Below are 17834 nucleotides of genomic sequence, written 5' to 3'. Positions count from 1 at the left end.
CAGGACAGTCTCACGACGTCAGTGACATTGAGAGTCAGACCCCACCGCACCGAACCTATCCAGTATCAACCGGACCACCCCAGACTCACAGTGACATTGGTCGGGGGAGGGTCGAGATCTGGTTGGACAAATCCCCTACCTGTGTACACCGGTGTCTGATACTGTGAATCACAGTAAGAGGTTCACCTTGTCGTCCCTGAAGGGGAGTGCGGCTCATGACCAGCACATTTGCTTCGAGCGTTACCGAGGCTGAGGACGTATCTGCCCGATTGCTCGATTCCGCAGAGCAGTTGTCGTACGACCCATCCGACGAGGTGGATTGGGAGGCGAAACTCGATCCCGAGCACTTCGGTCTCAATCCGGAGTGGAGCACGCTCTACGGAACCAAGCTGTGGGACGAGATGACCTCGGAGCAGCGGGTTACGCTCACCCGCCACGAGGTTGCCTCGATCATGAGCACCGGCATCTGGTTCGAGATGATCCTGCAACAGATGGTGCTGCGTGATCAGTACTGCACGGACGTCTCGTCTTCCGATTTCAGGTTCGCCCTCACGGAGATCGCCGACGAGTGCCGACACTCGATCATGTTCGCGCGAGCCTGCGACACGATGGGCATCGAGTCCTACCTTCCCCGGCGTACGAGCATCGAACTCGGCCGGGCGTTCAAGGCCATCGCCGGTGCCGAGACCGCATACGGCGGCATTCTGGTCGCCGAAGAGGTTCTCGATGTGATGCAGCGCGATTGGATGCGCGGTGAGAACGTGCTCCCGCTAGTGCGCACCACCAGCAAGATTCACGTGGTCGAGGAGTCCCGCCACATGACGTTCGCACGTCAGCAGATGCGGGAACGTATTGCCGGCAAGAGCGTGGCCCGGCGCAAGGCGAGCGCGCTGGTCGTTGCCATCGCGGCGCGCCTCATCGTGTCTAACATGGTCAACAAGAAGGTGTATGCGGCAGCGGGTCTCGACACCGAGCGCGCGGTTCGGGAAGCGAAGAACAACGCCCACCACCACACGATGATGCGGACCAGCAGTGAACACCTGATGGCGTTCCTGCAGGACGTCGGCATGATCACCAAGCCTGCGGCCGTCATCTACCGCAGACTGCACATGCTTTGACGCGGGCCCACCCCACGACATCACAAGTAAAGGGAGACCCGAAGTGGCCTTCGCGATCACACAGAACTGTTGCAACGACGCCTCGTGTCTGTCGGTGTGCCCGGTCAACTGCATTCACCCGACGCCGGACGAACCGGATTTCGGTAAGACGGAATCGTTGTACATCGACCCGCGAAACTGCATCGACTGTGGAGCGTGCGCGGACGCGTGCCCCGTGGACGCGATCACCCGGGTGTCCCGTTTGGGACCCGATCAAGCGGTTTTCGCCGACATCAATGCCGACTACTTCGCCGACAAGCCGGTCGAGTCCGAGTGGGACGTACCGCGATTCCCACTCCCCACGATCAACGAGCTGTCGGAGGTCGAGGTCGCGATCGTCGGAACCGGTCCTGCCGCGTGTTACGCGGCGCAGGCGCTACTGCGATTCCCGCGCGCCCGCATCACGTTCTACGACCGTTTGCCGACTGCCGGCGGCCTGGCCAGATTCGGCGTCGCACCGGACCACATGGGTACGCGCCGCATCGGCGAGCACTTTCGCACCGTGTTCACCAATCCGCGCGTCACGATGAAGTTGGGAGTCGAGGTCGGATCGGACGTCGAGCACCGTGAACTCTCCGAGCGCTTCGACGCCGTGGTGTACGCGGTGGGTGCCGAGCGAGATCGCCGCCTGGACATTCCTGGCATCGACCTACCCGGATCCACGAGCGCGCGCAAGCTCGTGGGCTGGTACACGGGTCACCCGGACGTTCCTGCCGATGCATTCGACTTCGAAGGCGTCGAGCGCGTCGTTCTCGTGGGAAATGGCAACGTCGCTCTGGATGCTGCCCGGATTCTCACCGCCGACCCTGCGGACCTCGAGGGCACCGATATTGCGCCACATGCGCTCGCGGTTTTGCGTCGAAGCTCCGTCAAGGAGGTCGTCCTCGTGGCCCGGCGAGGCCCCGCGCACGCAGCATTCACACGGTCGGAGTGTCAGGCACTCGTCGATCGAACGAACATCCCTGTGGTGGTGTCCGGTCCAGTCGACGTGTCGGCGCGGATTGCGGACCTGCCGGATTCGTCGGCCGCGTCGGCGTTGAGCGGATTGGACGCCGTCGAGGTCGGCGACCTCCCATCCGGCCGCCGCATCGTGTTCAGCTTCGGGCGGGCGCCGGCAGCTGTCGGAGGGGTCGACCGTGTCGAGTCCATCGACATCGGCTCCGGAGACGAAAAGCGGAGGATTCGAACAGAACTCGTCCTGCTCGCAATCGGCTACCAGGGGTCTCCGACGCTCGGTCTGCCGTTCGATCAGGCGACCTCTTCGATCCGCAATGCAGCGGGCAGGGTCACAGACACCGAAGGCATACCGCTCGAGGGCGCCTACGTCGTGGGGTGGGCCAAGCGTGGGGCCACCGGTGGAATCGGGCACAACAAGATGGACGCCGAAGAAACCGTGGATGCTTTGATCCAGGACATGGCCGGACGAACACGCCAACCTGCCACTCGGCGACGCACCCCCTTCAATCGTGTCGGGGCATGGCTGCCGCTTCAGGCGCCGTCCCGGGGGCTCTCGTAGTTCTAAGGCGTGTGCGGCGCACTATTGGTCCCGTCCGCCGGGTGCCTGGCACGTTCCGGTCGTATTGTGCGGACCGAAACAATCTGAGCGAAGATTAAACTCGGCCGAGCAACTCTCGACCGTTCAGGCTCCGTCGACGCTCGAGATAGCCGCCGATCGACGCTACTGCCCGTTCGAGCACCGTGGTTTCGGGCAGACACACGATGCGGAAGTGGTCCGGCTCGGGCCAGTTGAAGCCGGTGCCGTGGGTGACCAAGATGTGCTCGGAGCGCAAGAGGTCGAGGACGAACTCTTCGTCGTTGTCGATGCCGAAGATCTCCCTGTCGATCCGGGGAAAGCAATAGAGCGCACCGCGGGGCGGCACACAGCTCACGCCGGGTATGGCGTTGAGTGCATCCGATGTCAGTGCGAGTTGCTTCTCCAGCAGTCCGCCGGGATCCACGATGTCGGCAGGCAGGGGAGAGCCGGGTGTGCCCGCGTAAAGGGCGAGAGGTATCGCGTGTTGACCGGCGACGTTGGGGCATACGCGCATGTTGGACAGCAGGGTGAGTCCTTCGAGGAGATCGCTCGCACGATGTAAAGGCCCTGTGGCGACAACCCAGCCGGCACGGTAGCCGCACACGCGGTAGGCCTTCGAGAGGCCGCCGAAGGTCAGGCACAGGACGTCGTCACCGGCAGCTCTAGCGGCGTGGTGGTGTCGGGCATCACCGAACACCAGCTCTTCATAGATCTCATCGCTGAGCAGGATCAGTCCGTGACGGCGTGCGATGTCGGCGATACCGCGGACTGTCTCCTCGCTGTAGACAGCGCCGGTGGGGTTGTTCGGGTTGATCATCACGAGCGCGGTGGTCCTCGGAGTCACCTTGGATTCGATGTCTGCCACCGACGGGTTCCAACCGTGCGATTCGTCGGCCAGGTAGTGCACCGGCACGCCGCCGGTGAGATTCACTGCGCCGGTCCACGTGGGGTAGTCGGGCGCGGGCACCAAGATCTCGTCGCCGGGGTTGACAAGTGCCTGGAGAGTGAGGGTGATGAGCTCGCTGACCCCGTTGCCCAGGAATATGTCGTCAGCGGACACTTGGCCAATGTCGCACCGCCGGTAGTGGTCGGCCACAGCCTCTCTGGCGAGGTGGACCCCGCGCGAATCGGAGTACGCCTGGGCGGAGCCGAGATTGGCAGCGACGGCGTCTACGATCTCGGGCCGCGCCTCGAGCCCGAACGGGCGCATGTTTCCCAGGTTGAGGCGGAGCACGTCGTGACCTTCGCGCTCGAGGCGCATGGCCTCGGTGAGTATGGGGCCGCGGACGTCGTAACGCACGTTTCGGAGACGGTCGGACTGTCGGAACATCTTCATGTTGCCATTCCAGCGTCGAAGTGGAGGGGTTGGAAGGCCCACTTTCGTCAATTGCGTGGGACCACTTATGCGGTGCGTGTGCGTGCAACGCCTACGCTTGCGCCATGGCCCGCACAGCTCGTCCAGGATCACTGGTTCTCGCCGAGGTATCAGGAGCCGCGGACCTGGTGGGTTCGATAGTCGACCGAATCGCCGATGGTGTCCTCTTCGATGGCGACCGGCTTCCGTCGAGTCGTGCACTCGCCCAGCAGACCGGGGTCTCGCGGGGCACGGTGGTTCGCGCGTTCGACGAACTCGCCGCCGCCGGCTTCGTGGTCTCCGAACACGGTTCGGGTACGCGAGTGAGCGAGGGTGCGGCGCTGGCGGCGCGGGCGGGAGCGCGGACCCGTGGACGCGACGGCACGGCGCCCGCAGCCAACTTCGAAAGGCGCCAGGGGCGATCACTGCGCGACCTTCGTCCCGGAATCCCGGACGCAACGCTGGTGGACGGACGTGCGTGGCGCAGGGCGGTCCGAACGGCGGCAGGGGAAGGCATGGCCGGGTTGAACCCCTGGGAGGAGCCGAGCCCACGGTTGCGGTCGGAGCTGTCGGGGCACCTTCGGCGGCACCGGGGAATCGCCGACGGGGGTCCCGTACTCTTCGACAGCTCTCGTTCGGCCATCGCAGCGTTGTGTGCCGCGTTTGCCGCCGCACAGCAGGTCGGGCGGCCAATCGCGTTCCACATGGAGGATCCGGGCTACCGTGGAGCGCTGCTCATGGCACGCGAGCAGGGACTCGATGTTCGATTCCATCCCGTCGACCCCGACGGACTCGACACCGCGAACCTCGGGGACGAACCCGGTGTCGTGTTCACCACGCCTGCGCACCAGTACCCGCTCGGCTACCGAGTGAGTGTCGACCGTCGAGTGGCACTGGTCGAATGGGCCCGACAGACGGGGTCTTTGGTGATCGAGGACGATTACGACGGCGAGTTCCGTTACGGCGTGGCTCCGCTGCCCGCGCTCGTGACCCTGCCTGGTGCCGCCGAGCACGTGGCGTACATCGGAACATCGTCCAAGTCGCTGTCCCCGGACCTGCGCGTTGCATGGTGCGTGCCTCCTGTCGCATTGCGCCGACCTGTCGAGCAGTGGCTTGCCGTGCATCGACGAGGCCCGTCGTCGCTACCCGCCGACGCGTTGGGCGAGTACATACGCTCGGGGGCGATGGACCGCCACCTGGCACGCGCTGCCCGCGTGTACAGCGATCGCCGGGAGCGGTTGGTCTCTGCACTGAATCGAGAGTGCCTCGGCCTCGCCGTCACAGGGGTGGAGGCAGGGTTGCACCTGTGCGTGCTACTGCCCGGATACGAGGACGAGGCAGTCGTTCGTGCTCTCGGCAAGGCAGGTTGGCGCACTCGGTCACTGAGCAGTCAGTCCACCGTCCATACCGTGTCGGGTCTGGTGCTGAACTATTCGCGACTCGATACACGTAACGCTGGGGAGTTCGCCACATCGCTACGTGAGGTGCTGGCGAGCGCAGACTTCCGACGAGGAGAGATGCCGGGGTAGCGGTGCGAGCAGCTTCGACAACACTGTGAGCGATCTATCTGCGCTAAATGGGTGCCCCCAGTCGGACTCGAACCGACACTGTGCGGATTTTAAGTCCGCTGCCTCTGCCAATTGGGCTATAGGGGCTGCGCCCACACTTTAGCGATGTCCCGGGTCGGGTAGAGCCGCCGCCCGGCTACAGTCCACACGTGTGACAACAGGAGGGGTGGGATGAACGCATTCAAGGTGTGCTCGGCGATCTCGGTGCTCTGCACCCTGGTGATCTGTGTGTACATCGTGCCGCCCATCGTGGTTCAGGGGCATGTCGACGTGGCCAGCGGCTTCGAGATGTTCGTCGTGATGCCCACCCTCGTCGCGATTCCGGTGAGTCTGGTTGCCGCGGTGATAGGTGTGTTCGGATTGCGGGCGCCGGAACGTCGTCGGAGCGCACCGCTTCTGTGCGCGGTGTTCGGACAGATCGTCACGTGGGCGGGGATCGTGGCCGTCTTCGTGTGGGCGTTCGGCTTCGCATCCACGGGATGGGAATTGATCACGCTTCCTTTCGTGCTCCTCGTCGGGCAGAGCTTCGTCGGCGTCGGTCTCCTTCTTCTGCGTCGAGTGAATCGGCTCGCGGCAGGGTCGGGGACGTGACATCGTGACCGGCATGCCGAGTTCGTCCAGACTCCTCGCCGTGACCGTGTGCGCTCTCGCGTCCCTGCTCGTGCCATCGGGCATTTCTCACGCGCAGCCGGCTTCCGTGTCGGACCGCTTCGCTGCTCCCGGTACTGCCGAAGTGGAGAAGACAGTCGTTCCCGGCACTCCTCCGCCGTCGTCGTGCCAATTCGGAGGCATTTCGGAGGAGGCGGACAAGCCCGACCCCGACGTGGCGATGGAAGTGTTCTCTCCGGCAGAATTGGGCGACAGTGCCGCGGCGCACCCGGTGATCACCTTCGGCAATGGCAGTTGCGCGACTTCGAAGAAATACGAGCCGTTCCTCCGTCACCTCGCTTCATGGGGGTACGTGGTGACGGTTGCCAACAGTGACGGCACCGGCGACGGGGTCGAAATGTCGAAGGCGATGGACTGGGTGATCGAACAGAACAGCAACCCCGCCAGTCCTTTTCACAACCGCATCGACACCGAACACATCGGTGTTCTCGGGCATTCGCAAGGTGCGGGAGGTGCGGTGAACGCGACTCTGCATTCGGCGGGACGTATCACTTCGACCGCTTTGATGAACCTTCCCGACCCACGGTGGGTGAACGGGCCTGGCCACGATTTCGACATCTCACGTCTGGAAAGTCGGACCTTCATGACTACCGGGTCGGACGATCCGGTCTCGACGGGAGCGGAGCAATCGTCCTACTTCGACGCATTGCGGGTCCCCTCGGCCAAGGGGCAACTGGTGGGCGTTGGCCACAATTGGGCGCCGGACGGTGAGGGGTTCCGTGGGTACATCACCGCCTGGTTCGAGCACACGCTGCGAGCAAACCCCGAAGCCGCGGCCGCGTTCGTGGGCGGGTCGCCGGAATTGCTCGACGACCAGCTGTGGGATCAGCAGGCAGTCGTCCGTCTCGAAGACTGAGGTGTACTTTTCATCCGAAATGGGAATGACAGTGTTCGGACAGTTCAGCGCCTGTCGGGGTCACCGGCGCCATGACGAAAGTACGCCGAACAGTGAAGTCGAATTTCAGACTACGAGTGGGGGCGGTTGTCGCGGCAGCGGCATTGGCCGTCGGCGCCATGGCGGGTTCGGCGAGTGCCGCGCCCGTACATCCGGGAGATGTGTTCAATCCGTTCGTCATCAGCACCTTCGAGGATGGCCGTCTGGCAGATCCGTCGCATCTTCTTCCCATGTTGCCGACCGACGATCCTTTCTATCAGGTTCCGCCGGGCGCAACCGATGCACCCGCAGGGACTCTTTTGAAGTTCCGTCCCGCGACCATTCAGGTGTGGGGTGTGCAGCCGGGAAATGTTCGCGGTTATCAGATGATGTATGTGACAACTGATTTCGACGGTTCTCGGACGGTGAGTACCGGGCTGTTGATGATCCCCGAGGACGGTACAGCGCCACAGGATCGCAAACTGGTCGGCTACTCCGAGGCCAACGACAGTCTCGGACCCAACTGCATGCCCAGCTACCAGTGGACCGGCGGAAATCAGACGGATCCGTCCCTGACCTCGGCACTCGGGCCGGTGGCGCAGATGTTCGGTAAGGGCTGGGCCGTCATGATGAGCGACACCGCGAACGACGGCGATCCGGCACCGAACGGCTTCTCCATCGGCCGTTTCTCCGGGGCGGCCACGCTCGACGGCCTGCGCGCGGCCATCGCAATTCCGGATGCGCAATTCGCACCAGAGATCCCGATCGGACTGTTCGGAATCGCCGGTGGCGGTGTGGCCGCGGGTTTCGCAGCTGAGAAGGCTGCCGATTACGCGCCGGAGTTGAACATCGTCGGCACGGTCCTCGAATCGATGGTCATCGATTCGAGGACGTTCGAGGAGAAGGCGGACGGCGGAATCGGCGCCGGCTTCGTGTTCGCAAACGCTCTCGGATTCGCGGCCAAATACCCGGAGATCGACCTCGATCGTGAGCTCACCCCGTTGGGTAGAACCATGGCAGACATCTACAACCAGACGTGCCAGCTCAACTACCTGTTCACCCCGTTCGTGCCGCTGTCGGCCCTGTTCGTCAACGGTCGGCCGTCCGACAATCCGGCGTTCGCACGGGCATACGAGGAGAACACCATGGGGCAGTCCGCCCCGAATGCGCCGGTTCTGATGGCCTCGTGCCGGGACGATTTCCTGGTGCCGTACTCGGACGTCGAGAAGCTCATCGCGGCCTATCGGGCGGGTGGCACCGAGGTGACGGTGGAGCCGGCCAAGTCCTGTGGCATAACCGATCTCGCCGATCCATACCGGATGGGCACCGAGCTACTCGGAATGCAGAACATTCCGTGGCTCGAGCAGCGGTTCGAGGCGGCATCGCGATGATGCGCAAGCTGATTACCGCCATCGCCGCCGTATCGTTGTTCCTCGTGCCGACCGCGGTGGCGCGGTCCGACACGCTCTTGGACGACTACCTGGACGCGCCGCTGTCGAACGTGATGGCAGAAGGCAATGGGGGAGTGAATCCCGGCTTCTCCACCGACCCCGCCTTTCTGAATGATCTGTTGAATCAAGCTCGCGCCCAAGGTGTTACGCCGATGAGGTACAAGGCTCTGCTGCAGCAGTACTGGCTTGCGGTCGCCTCGGCGAAAGCGGGACTCGATCTCGACAACTGGGATCCGGGCAGGGGCCTTGCAGCCAACGAGCAGAACCTTGCGAAGACGTTCGCGTATTACCAAACCCTGCAGCGCGAACACCCGGACTTCCTCTGGACCGGACAGGGTGGCATGGCTGGCCCCTCCTTTGCGGCCGGAATCATGGATGTCGACCTGGGCCGGGCCGTGTTGGGGGTGCGAGAGATGCGCGACGTGATCGTCGAGATCGTCGGCCGTCTCAACGAGGCCGCCGCCCCCGCCACCGCTCATCTGCCCGAGGACGTGAAGGCAGTACTGGACGTCGGCTCCGTGATCACCGAGCAGGACATCGCGAATTTCCAGGTGCGAGTGATCGGGATGAGCAAGCATATCTACATGGACCTTATTCCGCAGCACGAGGCGTTCCTCGGTGGCGGCATGGAGGCGATCGACGAGTACAACGCCGCAGGGCTGCTCGACGCGCGCGCGTATAGAGCGTGGACGGATCTCGCGACCGGTGAGCCGGACAAGGTCTTCGAGGGCAACAAGGACCTCCTGTACCGCGAGCAGTATCAGGCGATCGGCGCTCAGTGGGACTCGGCGCGTGGGTACAACCATCCGGTGGGGCGGGCACTGACCTATCTGAGTACGGTCGCGGCTGATCCGGCCATTCCAGGAGTGATCCCGCCGCGAGAGGCAAGTCCGCTCACCCTCACGGCCGGCAGCGTGACGGGGGAGGCCACGGCCGACCCTCAATGGCACTTCCAGACGCCGCTGCCGGATTTCAACTGGTCGGTGCGGGACGCGCGATGGGCCTACATCACGGAGCAGATGCTTCCGAAGTACCGCCATCTGAAGGACCACCAGCCGGACGTGTGGATGGCGGCCTTGAACACACCGATGAATGAACAGATCTTCGAGCAGCGAGCGTTCGTCCGCCTTCCTCAGATGCTCCGATCGATGGCCGCCACGACCCAGATCCAGTACTACTGAGGGCCGCTCTCCGGGCCAGAAAATGTCCTTGGATTGCGGAATGGTCACGAAACCGCTCGGTATCTTGACAAAAATTCTGTGAGGACCATCACGCGAGAGGTGAGTGGGCATTTCCGCAGTTAGCGATGCTATTCCGGCGATCTCTACGGGTGTTGTCGACGCTACGAAAGCCGAATCGCACGCCTGTCGTTAACCTGCCGTTAACCTTTCGCGATGATTCTGTTATCTGTCAACGCACACAGACAGAACGTCTGACGAGAACGAGGAGTTGTTGCTCCATGCGGATCAGTCCCGCATGTGCAGCGCCCCGGACCACTGCGGAGCAGTGGAGGTCAGTGTCTTAGCGTCGGTTCGCACGCGTCCCACAGGAGCGTAGTGCCGGTAGGCGTGTCCCTCGGTGGATGGTAGCGCCGGTACCCATGCGATTGCCAACGCGGAATTGACAGCGCGGTTGCCGAACGAGCAGTCGCCCGGGTCGCATCACGGCGACAGGGGAGAAAGTCCCCTTCTCTCACAATCAAACGAACACCAGCAGCACAGCGGTGCGCGCCTGTGGCGCAGCCGTGGACCAACGCTGCCTGTTGTCCGGCCGTCTCGGCCCCCACTGCTTAGGAATTCATCTCGACATGCCAGTCTTCAACCTGCCCCGAACCGCCAACCGTCGCTCCGGTGCGGCACGTCCCGCCGGTCTCGCCGTCAGCGCCGTCGGCCTGGCCATCGCTGCCGTCGCCACCGTCACTTCTGCAGGAATGGCCCACAGCGAGGAAGCGCCCCCCGCCGTAGAGGCGGCAGCCGTCGTCGATCAGCAGTCCGTTCGCGACGCCGTCGCGCAGGCCGTCGAGCAGGCGCCGGCACCCGAAGCTGCGCCCGCCCCGCTCCCGCAGCCCGAGGTCCCGGTGGCCCCCGAGCCTGCCCCGGCGCCGGCCGCGCCCGTGTACGCGGACAACCTCGACGGATGGATTCGCGAGGCGATGGACATCCTCAGCGGTCACGGCGTTCCCGCCAGCTACGACGGTATTTTTCGCAACATCATGCGTGAGTCGACGGGTAACCCTCAGGCGATCAACCTGTACGACTCGAATGCCGCCGCCGGCATCCCGTCCAAGGGCCTGCTTCAGGTGATCGATCCGACTTTCCAGGCATACAAACTGCCCGGTACCTCCGATGACGTCTACGATCCGGTCGCGAACATCGTCGCTGCCTGCAACTACGCGGCCCACCGCTACGGCTCGATGGACAACGTCAGCTCCGCCTACTGATTCCTGTGCGCGGTTGACGAGTCCAGAGACTCGTCAACCGCGCACAGGGGTCAGCCGAGAGCAGCGATCGCTTTCGCGACACCGTCGCCGTACGCAGGATCGCAATCGGTGCAGTTCTTGATGTGCCGCTGCACCACTTCCTCGGACGCGCCGTTGATCGCGCGCGCCGTGTTGTCGAAGAGTGCCTGCTTCTGTTCGTCACTCATGTTGTTGAACAACACTCGTGGCTGCGAGAAGTAGTCGTCGTCCTCGCGGTAGTTGAAACGGTCGGCCGAGTTGCCGACTGCTTGCGTCGGATCGCGGTACTGCGGCTGCTCCTGCCACTTTCCGTAGCTGTTGGGCTCGTAGTGCAGGGTGCCGCCGTGATTGCCGTCCACGCGCATCGCGCCATCGCGGTGGAAGTTGCTCGACGAACTGCGAGGTGCGTTGACCGGAATCTGGAAGTTGTTGACGCCCAAACGGTACCGCTGCGCGTCGCCGTACGAGAAGAGTCGGCCTTGCAGCATCTTGTCCGGTGAGAAGCTGATGCCCGGCACCACGTGTGCGGGGTTGAACGCCGCCTGCTCGACCTCGGCGAAGTAGTTGTCGGGGTTGCGGTTCAGTTCCCATTCGCCGACCTCGATGAGCGGGTAGTCGCCCTTCGGCCACACCTTCGTCAGGTCGAACGGGTGGTACGGAACCTTCTCGGCATCCGCCTCCGGCATGATCTGCACGCAGAGCTTCCACTTGGGGATGTCGCCCTTCTCGATCGCGTCGAAGAGGTCGGCCTGATGGCTTTCGCGGTCCTTGCCGACAACGGTCTCGGCCTCCGCATCCGTGAGGTTCTTGATGCCCTGCTGGACGCGGTGATGGAACTTCACCCAAAAGCGTTCACCCTTCGCGTTGATGAAACTGAAGGTGTGCGAACCGAATCCGTGCATGTGGCGGTAGGACGCGGGAATGCCGCGGTCACTCATGACGATGGTGACCTGATGCAGAGACTCGGGCAGCGAGCTCCAGAAGTCCCAATTGTTGTTGGGACTGCGCATGTTGGTGCGCGGATCGCGCTTGACCGCGTGGTTGAGATCGGGGAACTTGAGCGGGTCGCGGAAGAAGAACACCGGGGTGTTGTTTCCGACGAGGTCCCAGTTGCCTTCCTCCGTATAGAACTTCACGGCGAAGCCGCGAATGTCGCGCTCCGCGTCGGCCGCTCCGCGTTCGCCTGCGACAGTCGAGAACCGGGCAAATAGCTCGGTCTTCTTGCCCACCTCGGAGAAGATCTTGGCGTTCGTGTACTCGGTGATGTCGTTGGTGACGGTGAAGGTGCCGTATGCGCCGGAGCCCTTGGCGTGCATGCGGCGCTCGGGAATGACCTCGCGGTCGAAGTGGGCCAACTTCTCGAGGAACCAGACGTCCTGGAGAAGTTGGGGCCCACGCGGCCCGGCCGTCACCACGTTCTGGTTGTCGGGTACGGGCGCACCTACCGCCGTGGTGAGTTTGTCGGTGGACGTGCGGTTCTGCTCGCTCACTGTGTGTCCCTTCGTTACTGGCTGTTGATGGGGGTCTCGTTGCGGCAATTGGGGCAGAGGCCCCAGAAGACGACCTCGGCCTCGTCGATGTCGAAGCCGTGGGTGGAACTCGGCGCGAGGCAGGGGGCCTCGCCGACCGCGCAGTCGACGTCGCGAATTGCTCCGCAACTTCGGCATACGAGGTGGTGGTGGTTGTCGCCCACTCGCGCCTCGTACCTGGCCGGCGAGCCGGCGGGTTCGATGCGACGAAGGAGGCGCGCGGCGGTGAGTGCCCGGAGCACGTCGTAGACGGCCTGGGTGGAAACGGAACCGATCCGATCTCGGACGCCGGAGGCGATGGTGTCCGCGTCGGCGTGTGGACTGCTCTGCACCTCGGTCAGAACAGCTACGCGGGGTCCTGTGACCCGCAGAGATGCGCCCCGGAGGAGTGCGGCAATCTGCGGTGGTGTGTCCACGGTCACACTGCACCACGCTTTCTGGAATTGGTCAAGGAAGTGTCGGCTAACTTCGCTCGACGAGTTGCAGAGTCTCTGCCAGGTAGGACAGGGGGACGTGAGGCCATTCGGGTGACCATTCGTGTCGCAATCCGTCGGCGTGCAACAGCGCCAGAACTTCCATGATCGCGGGTCCACCGTCGATCAGATAGCGGGTGAATCCGATCTGCGAGCACACGGCCGCGACCTCGGCCACCGTCGTCTTGGCGTCGTCGACATGATGATCGGCCACCTGGCACGCGGCGAGGAGCCGCTTGGCCTGCAGGTGAGCGAGGGGACGTCGATGTTCGTCGATCTCTCCGACCCGTTCGGCGGCTCGACGTGATGCGGCCGTCGGGTCCGTGCGGAGCAGGCGGCGCAGTTCTGTGGCTTCCTCGAGCTGCTCGATGACGTCGACGATTCCGGGATCTGCGCGTGCTTCGGCGTGGTCGGCGCCGCGACGAGGACGGCGCTCGGGTGTGTACGGCAGATCGAAACGCACACGTTCGTTCTCGATGCGCGCCCGCAGTCGAGGCAATCCCAGGGCATCCGCCGCCGCGAGTCCGGCGTCGAGACGGCATACTGCTCCGTCCACGTCACCGCGCGTCGCTTTCACGCGCGCTGCCGTTACGAAGCGGGCGATCATGAAGTCGACCACGCCACCCTCGGGACCCAGTTCGTATCCGGCGTCGAGGAGTTTTTCCGCCGTCTCGATGTCACCCAGCTCGTACAGAAGGCCGCCCAGCATCGCGCCGGCGAGACGGGCCGAATGAGAGTTGGGCCCGGCCGTGTCCTCGGCAGCCTGCAGCGCGATGCGGAAATGATCTTCCGCAGCGGCGATATCGAGTTGTTCCGTCGCGGCGATGCCCGCGAAGCAATGGCCGTAGACCAGCCCGAACGATCCGTGCGCCTGCTGGTGGAAAGGTACCGCCCAGTCCTGCATTCGACGCGCTCGCGCGAATTCGAATCGATAGACCGACGCGAAGCTCGAGACGTTCGCCGCTGCAGAGACCACCCAGGGGCGGACCGACTCGGGGTTCTCGAGAACGTCGAAGATCAGAAGGTCCACTCCCGAAACACGGTCGGCGGCAACTTCCATCACGGCACGCGCGACGTCGGCCTCGGCGCGCAGTTCGTCGAGGTCGGCTTCGGGTGTTCGGCGTACGACCCCTTCGAGTGTGTTGAGTGCCGCCCGCGCTGGAGTCGTATGTTGCAACAGGATGTTCGCCCAGGTGAGGGCCATCTGCAGGCGTGGCCGAGTCGCCACGACAGCGGGGGAGAGTTTCGCCACCAAGCCCAGCAGGGTCGTCATCCGAGAGTGCTCGAGTAGATAGGTGCCCTGCGCTTCGACGAGGTTCGCAGCGAACTCGTCGTCGTGAGCTGCGACCGCGTTGTCGATCGCCTCGCCGTGTAGCCGGTGCTTCGCGAACCATCGGGCGGCGGCGCGGTGGAGTTCTTCGATGCGGCCGGGTCGATCACGTGCGAGGCGACGGCGCAGAAACTCGGCGAACACGGTGTCGAAGCGAAACCACTCGCGACTCGCGTCGTCCGCGTGCAAGAACAGGTCGTGTTCTTCGAGTTCTTCCAGCAGTGCTTGTGGGTGCTCGACACCGGTGAGCGCGGATGCCAAACTCGCGCACACTCGATCGGGAACCGAGAGTGACAGCATGAAGTCCAGAAGGTCGTCGTCGAGTCCGGCGAAGACGTTCTCCGCCAGGTATTGACCTATCGCGTGATGGCGTCCGGTCATTCCGCCGATCACCGAGGAAGGGTCCTCCGCCCCGCGGAGCGACACACTCGCCAATTGCAATGCGGCAACCCACCCGTCGGTGGTCTTCTCGAGAAGGGTCAGGTCCTGCTCGGACAACTCGGTGCCGGCCGAATCGTGAAGGAAGGTCCGCGCTTCCTCGTAGTCGAAACGCAGTGCGGTGGAATCGATCTCCACCAGTTCGTCGCGGACCAAGAGGGTCGACAGAGGGAGACCCGACTTGGTTCGACTGGTGACCAGGATCTGAAGGTGATGGCAGCTGTTTTCCAGGAGGAAGCCCATTGCGTCGATGGTCGCCTGATCTCGAACGTTGTGCCAGTCGTCGATCATCACGACGAGATGTATTCGTTTGCTGTGGATTTCGTCGATCAAGGAGGTCAGAACGTACCGCTGCGCTTCGTCACCGCGATCCTGGAGGATCTGTCCGAGCTCGTGGGCGAGGGTTGGCGCTGCGAAGCGGATTGCCTCGACGAGATGAGCGAGAAACCAGACGACGTTGTCGTCGTCCGCGTCGATGTTGAGCCAGGCAACGGGTACGTCTTCTGCGATCAGTTCACCCCGCCACTGCGCGGCGAGAGTGGTTTTGCCGAACCCGGGAGGTGCATGGATCAGCGCCAGACGTCGACGTCCACCGTCGCGAAGGAAGGCGAGTGCGCGTGAACGCCGGACGAGCGCATGAGTGGGTGTGGGCGGGCGGTACTTCGTTGCGGCGGTCGGTGGCGTCGTGGTCCCGGTGACGGGCCGTCTGTTGCTGTGTGGGGATTCCGTGACCGTGAACGATTGTGAGCCTGCGACTTCCGGCGGTCCGTCCTGCGGTATCGGAATCGAGTCGATCTCCAGTCCGCTGTCCCGTTGTATTGCGCGGAGTGCTTCACCGAAGGCTGCTGCCGTCGGAAACCGATCCGATGGATTCTCGGCCATCGCCCTCTCGATCGCTGCCGACAGAGAATCCGGGACGCCGTCCTCGCGAAGGTCCGGTATCGGCTCGGTGGTGATGCGCAGGAACTGCGAGACCAATCTTTCGCCGGTGCGCCGCTCGAAAGCCGCATGACCGGTGAGGATTGCGAACAGTGTGGCACCGAGGCCGTACACGTCCGACGCACGTGTCGGAGTCCGACCTCGCAACACTTCCGGTGCTGTGAAAGCGGGCGAGCCCGCCACATTGCCGACCTGCGTTTCGAAGCCGCCCTGAACGCGGGCAATGCCGAAGTCGCACAATTGCGGTTCGCCGTAATCGGTGAACAAGATGTTCGCGGGTTTCACGTCGCGGTGCAGCATGCCGAGGTGGTGCGCGGTTTCGAGTGCGCCTGCCATTCGGATACCGATGCGCAGGGTTTCCTGCCACGGCACCGGTCCGTGTGAACGCACACGGCGGTCGAGAGACTGATGCGAGTGATACGGCATCACGATGTACGGCAGACCCGAACGCGTCACGCCGGTCTGCAGGATTTCGACGATGTTCGGATGGCCGGACAGCCTGCCCATCGCTCGCTGCTCGCGCAGGAAACGTTCCCGATTCTCTTCGCCCGGATCGGAAGTCAGAATCTTGATGGCGACAGTGCGGTCGAGCGCAGTCTGAGTGCACCGGTAGACGACACCGAAACCGCCGCGCCCCACCTCGTGGGCATCGTCGAATCCCTCTGCCGCGAGATCGGCTGCCGTATCGGCAACGGGGTTGTGACTGGTCGCGAGTGGATCGGACATGGGCGATCACCTTCTGGAAGAACTCCAACCACCAGCATATCGCCGCTTCGGCCGCCGACGCATCGGCACGGACCGCAGCCTGCGACACTTGTCGTCATGTGCGGCCTCGAAGACCTGTTCGCGACCCTTCGTCGTCATCCCGACGTCGAGGCACCCAACCTGTTTGCGGTGGACGCGGCAGACCGGCTGATTCTCGACGAGGCCGACGAGGCATTGTCAGTTGCGCCGCGGGATTCGGTCGTCGTGATCGGTGACCATTACGGCGCGTTGACGCTCGGTGCTGCGACCGCGCACGGCACTGCCGGGATCAGGGTGCACCAGGACGCGATCACCGGCGAGCACGCATTGACCGCCAACGCTGCTCGGGTCGGACTCACGGACCGTTTCACGTCCATGCCGCTCGGTGCCGAGTTGGTCGAAGGTGCACGCGTCGTGCTGATGCAGTTGCCGCGCAGCCTCGGTGAGTTGACCGAGTACGCCGAGACCATCGCCCGCGATGCTGCCCCCGACGTCGTCGTCTTCGCGGGCGGGCGCAGCAAACACATGACCATCGCGATGAACGACGTGCTCGGAAGGGCGTTCGAGGGCGTGCAGGCCGGACGGGGTCGACAGAAGTCCAGGGTTCTGACCGTGCGCGGGCCGGACCGCGACGTCGTCCCCACGTTTCCACTGCGTGCGACCCTCGAGCACCCGCCGATGGACGTCGTGGCTCACGGGGCTGTGTTCGGTGGAACGAAGCTGGACATCGGCACCCGTTTTCTGCTGGAACACCTCGGGAAGGTCGATCGCGGTGCCAGATCGGCGGTCGACCTGGGCTGCGGGACCGGAATTCTGGCGGTCCGACTCGCTCGGTCGAATCCTGATCTGCAGGTGATCGCCACGGACCGGTCGGCGGCCGCAGTCGCGTCGGCCGCGGCAACCGCTGCCGCCAACGGGGTGGACGACCGAGTGCGAACCCTCCGTGACGACGCCATGTCGACTCTGGCGGATTCCTCGCAGGACGTCGTCGTCTGCAACCCACCGTTCCACCTCGGGGCAGCCGTGCACACGGGGGCTGCACGCAAGATGTTCGAGGCCGCGGGCAGGGTGCTGAAACCCGGTGGACAGATGCTGACGGTGTACAACACACACCTCGGATATCGGGGTCTCCTGAAGGAACTCATCGGTCCCACCGAGACGGTGGGTCGGAACGCGAAGTTCACCGTCACCGTGTCGCGAACACCGAGCCGGTAACCGGCCTTCGTATGGAACGAGGGCCGCCGCACCGGTAGAGTCCGAATTGTCCGGACGTGTCGGGAACTCCCGAGGCGGTCCGACACGTTGAACGAACATCA

Annotated in this window: 13 protein-coding genes and 1 tRNA gene; 9 read left to right on the top strand and 5 right to left on the bottom strand. The window is 64.0% G+C overall.

What is annotated here, in order from left to right; genetic code table 11:
* Positions 1–215: 215 nt before the first annotated feature.
* Together ACFWO3_RS11480 and ACFWO3_RS11475 are read left to right on the top strand one after the other, a co-directional pair.
* Entirely contained in the window at positions 216–1118 is a 903-nt protein-coding gene (locus ACFWO3_RS11480) for a diiron oxygenase (protein ID WP_378577329.1), read from the top strand.
* Between the two features lie 43 nt (positions 1119–1161).
* Positions 1162–2673 (top strand): FAD-dependent oxidoreductase, encoded by a 1512-nt coding sequence (locus ACFWO3_RS11475; protein WP_378577327.1) that lies wholly within the window; start codon positions 1162–1164, stop codon positions 2671–2673.
* A gap of 94 nt (positions 2674–2767) precedes the next feature.
* Here the strand turns inward: ACFWO3_RS11475 and ACFWO3_RS11470 are convergent, their stop codons facing one another.
* On the bottom strand, positions 2768–4027 hold the full coding sequence (locus tag ACFWO3_RS11470) for a pyridoxal phosphate-dependent aminotransferase (RefSeq protein ID WP_378577325.1): 1260 nt from the start codon (positions 4025–4027) through the stop codon (positions 2768–2770).
* A 104-nt stretch (positions 4028–4131) separates the two neighbouring features.
* On the opposite strand from ACFWO3_RS11470, the gene ACFWO3_RS11465 reads away from it, so the two are divergent.
* Positions 4132–5574, top strand: a complete 1443-nt coding sequence (locus ACFWO3_RS11465) for a PLP-dependent aminotransferase family protein (protein ID WP_378577323.1) — start codon at positions 4132–4134, stop codon at positions 5572–5574.
* 52 nt (positions 5575–5626) lie between these two features.
* Here the strand turns inward: ACFWO3_RS11465 and ACFWO3_RS11460 are convergent.
* Positions 5627–5700 (bottom strand) — tRNA-Leu (locus ACFWO3_RS11460).
* Between the two features lie 84 nt (positions 5701–5784).
* Here ACFWO3_RS11460 and ACFWO3_RS11455 point away from each other — a divergent pair.
* The 5 genes from ACFWO3_RS11455 (at position 5785) to ACFWO3_RS11435 (ending at position 11047) form a co-directional block, all read left to right on the top strand.
* A complete protein-coding gene (locus ACFWO3_RS11455) occupies positions 5785–6204 on the top strand; it encodes a hypothetical protein (RefSeq protein WP_378577321.1) in 420 nt (139 codons plus the stop codon).
* Between the two features lie 13 nt (positions 6205–6217).
* A complete protein-coding gene (locus tag ACFWO3_RS11450) occupies positions 6218–7138 on the top strand; it encodes an alpha/beta hydrolase (RefSeq protein WP_378577319.1) in 921 nt (306 codons plus the stop codon).
* Between the two features lie 92 nt (positions 7139–7230).
* Positions 7231–8547 carry a lipase family protein gene (locus ACFWO3_RS11445; protein ID WP_378577317.1) on the top strand — a complete coding sequence of 439 codons (1317 nt, stop codon included), beginning with the start codon at positions 7231–7233 and terminating at the stop codon, positions 8545–8547.
* Complete coding sequence (locus ACFWO3_RS11440; protein WP_378577315.1) at positions 8544–9788, top strand: Tat pathway signal protein; 1245 nt, start codon at positions 8544–8546, stop codon at positions 9786–9788. Before ACFWO3_RS11445 ends, ACFWO3_RS11440 begins: the two co-directional genes overlap by 4 nt.
* Positions 9789–10414: 626 nt before the next feature.
* Positions 10415–11047, top strand: coding sequence for a transglycosylase SLT domain-containing protein (locus ACFWO3_RS11435; RefSeq protein ID WP_378577313.1), 633 nt, complete (start codon positions 10415–10417; stop codon positions 11045–11047).
* Positions 11048–11097: 50 nt separating this feature from the next.
* Here the strand turns inward: ACFWO3_RS11435 and ACFWO3_RS11430 are convergent, their stop codons facing one another.
* From ACFWO3_RS11430 to ACFWO3_RS11420, 3 genes are read right to left on the bottom strand one after another with little or no spacing between them, the layout of a single operon-like run.
* Positions 11098–12555 (bottom strand): catalase, encoded by a 1458-nt coding sequence (locus ACFWO3_RS11430; protein WP_378577311.1) that lies wholly within the window; start codon positions 12553–12555, stop codon positions 11098–11100.
* Between the two features lie 14 nt (positions 12556–12569).
* Positions 12570–13016: a Fur family transcriptional regulator gene (locus ACFWO3_RS11425; protein ID WP_378577309.1), complete on the bottom strand. Its 447-nt coding sequence runs from the start codon at positions 13014–13016 to the stop codon at positions 12570–12572.
* Between the two features lie 40 nt (positions 13017–13056).
* Complete coding sequence (locus tag ACFWO3_RS11420) at positions 13057–16500, bottom strand: protein kinase (RefSeq protein WP_378577307.1); 3444 nt, start codon at positions 16498–16500, stop codon at positions 13057–13059.
* Between the two features lie 96 nt (positions 16501–16596).
* Here ACFWO3_RS11420 and ACFWO3_RS11415 point away from each other — a divergent pair, with 96 nt between their 5' ends.
* Entirely contained in the window at positions 16597–17733 is a 1137-nt protein-coding gene (locus ACFWO3_RS11415; protein ID WP_378577305.1) for a methyltransferase, read from the top strand.
* Positions 17734–17834 lie beyond the last annotated feature (101 nt).

The sequence above is a fragment of the Rhodococcus sp. NPDC058521 genome (genome assembly GCF_042719695.1).
Lineage (GTDB): Bacteria > Actinomycetota > Actinomycetes > Mycobacteriales > Mycobacteriaceae > Rhodococcus_F.
This window is presented reverse-complemented; position numbering and strand designations above follow the sequence as displayed.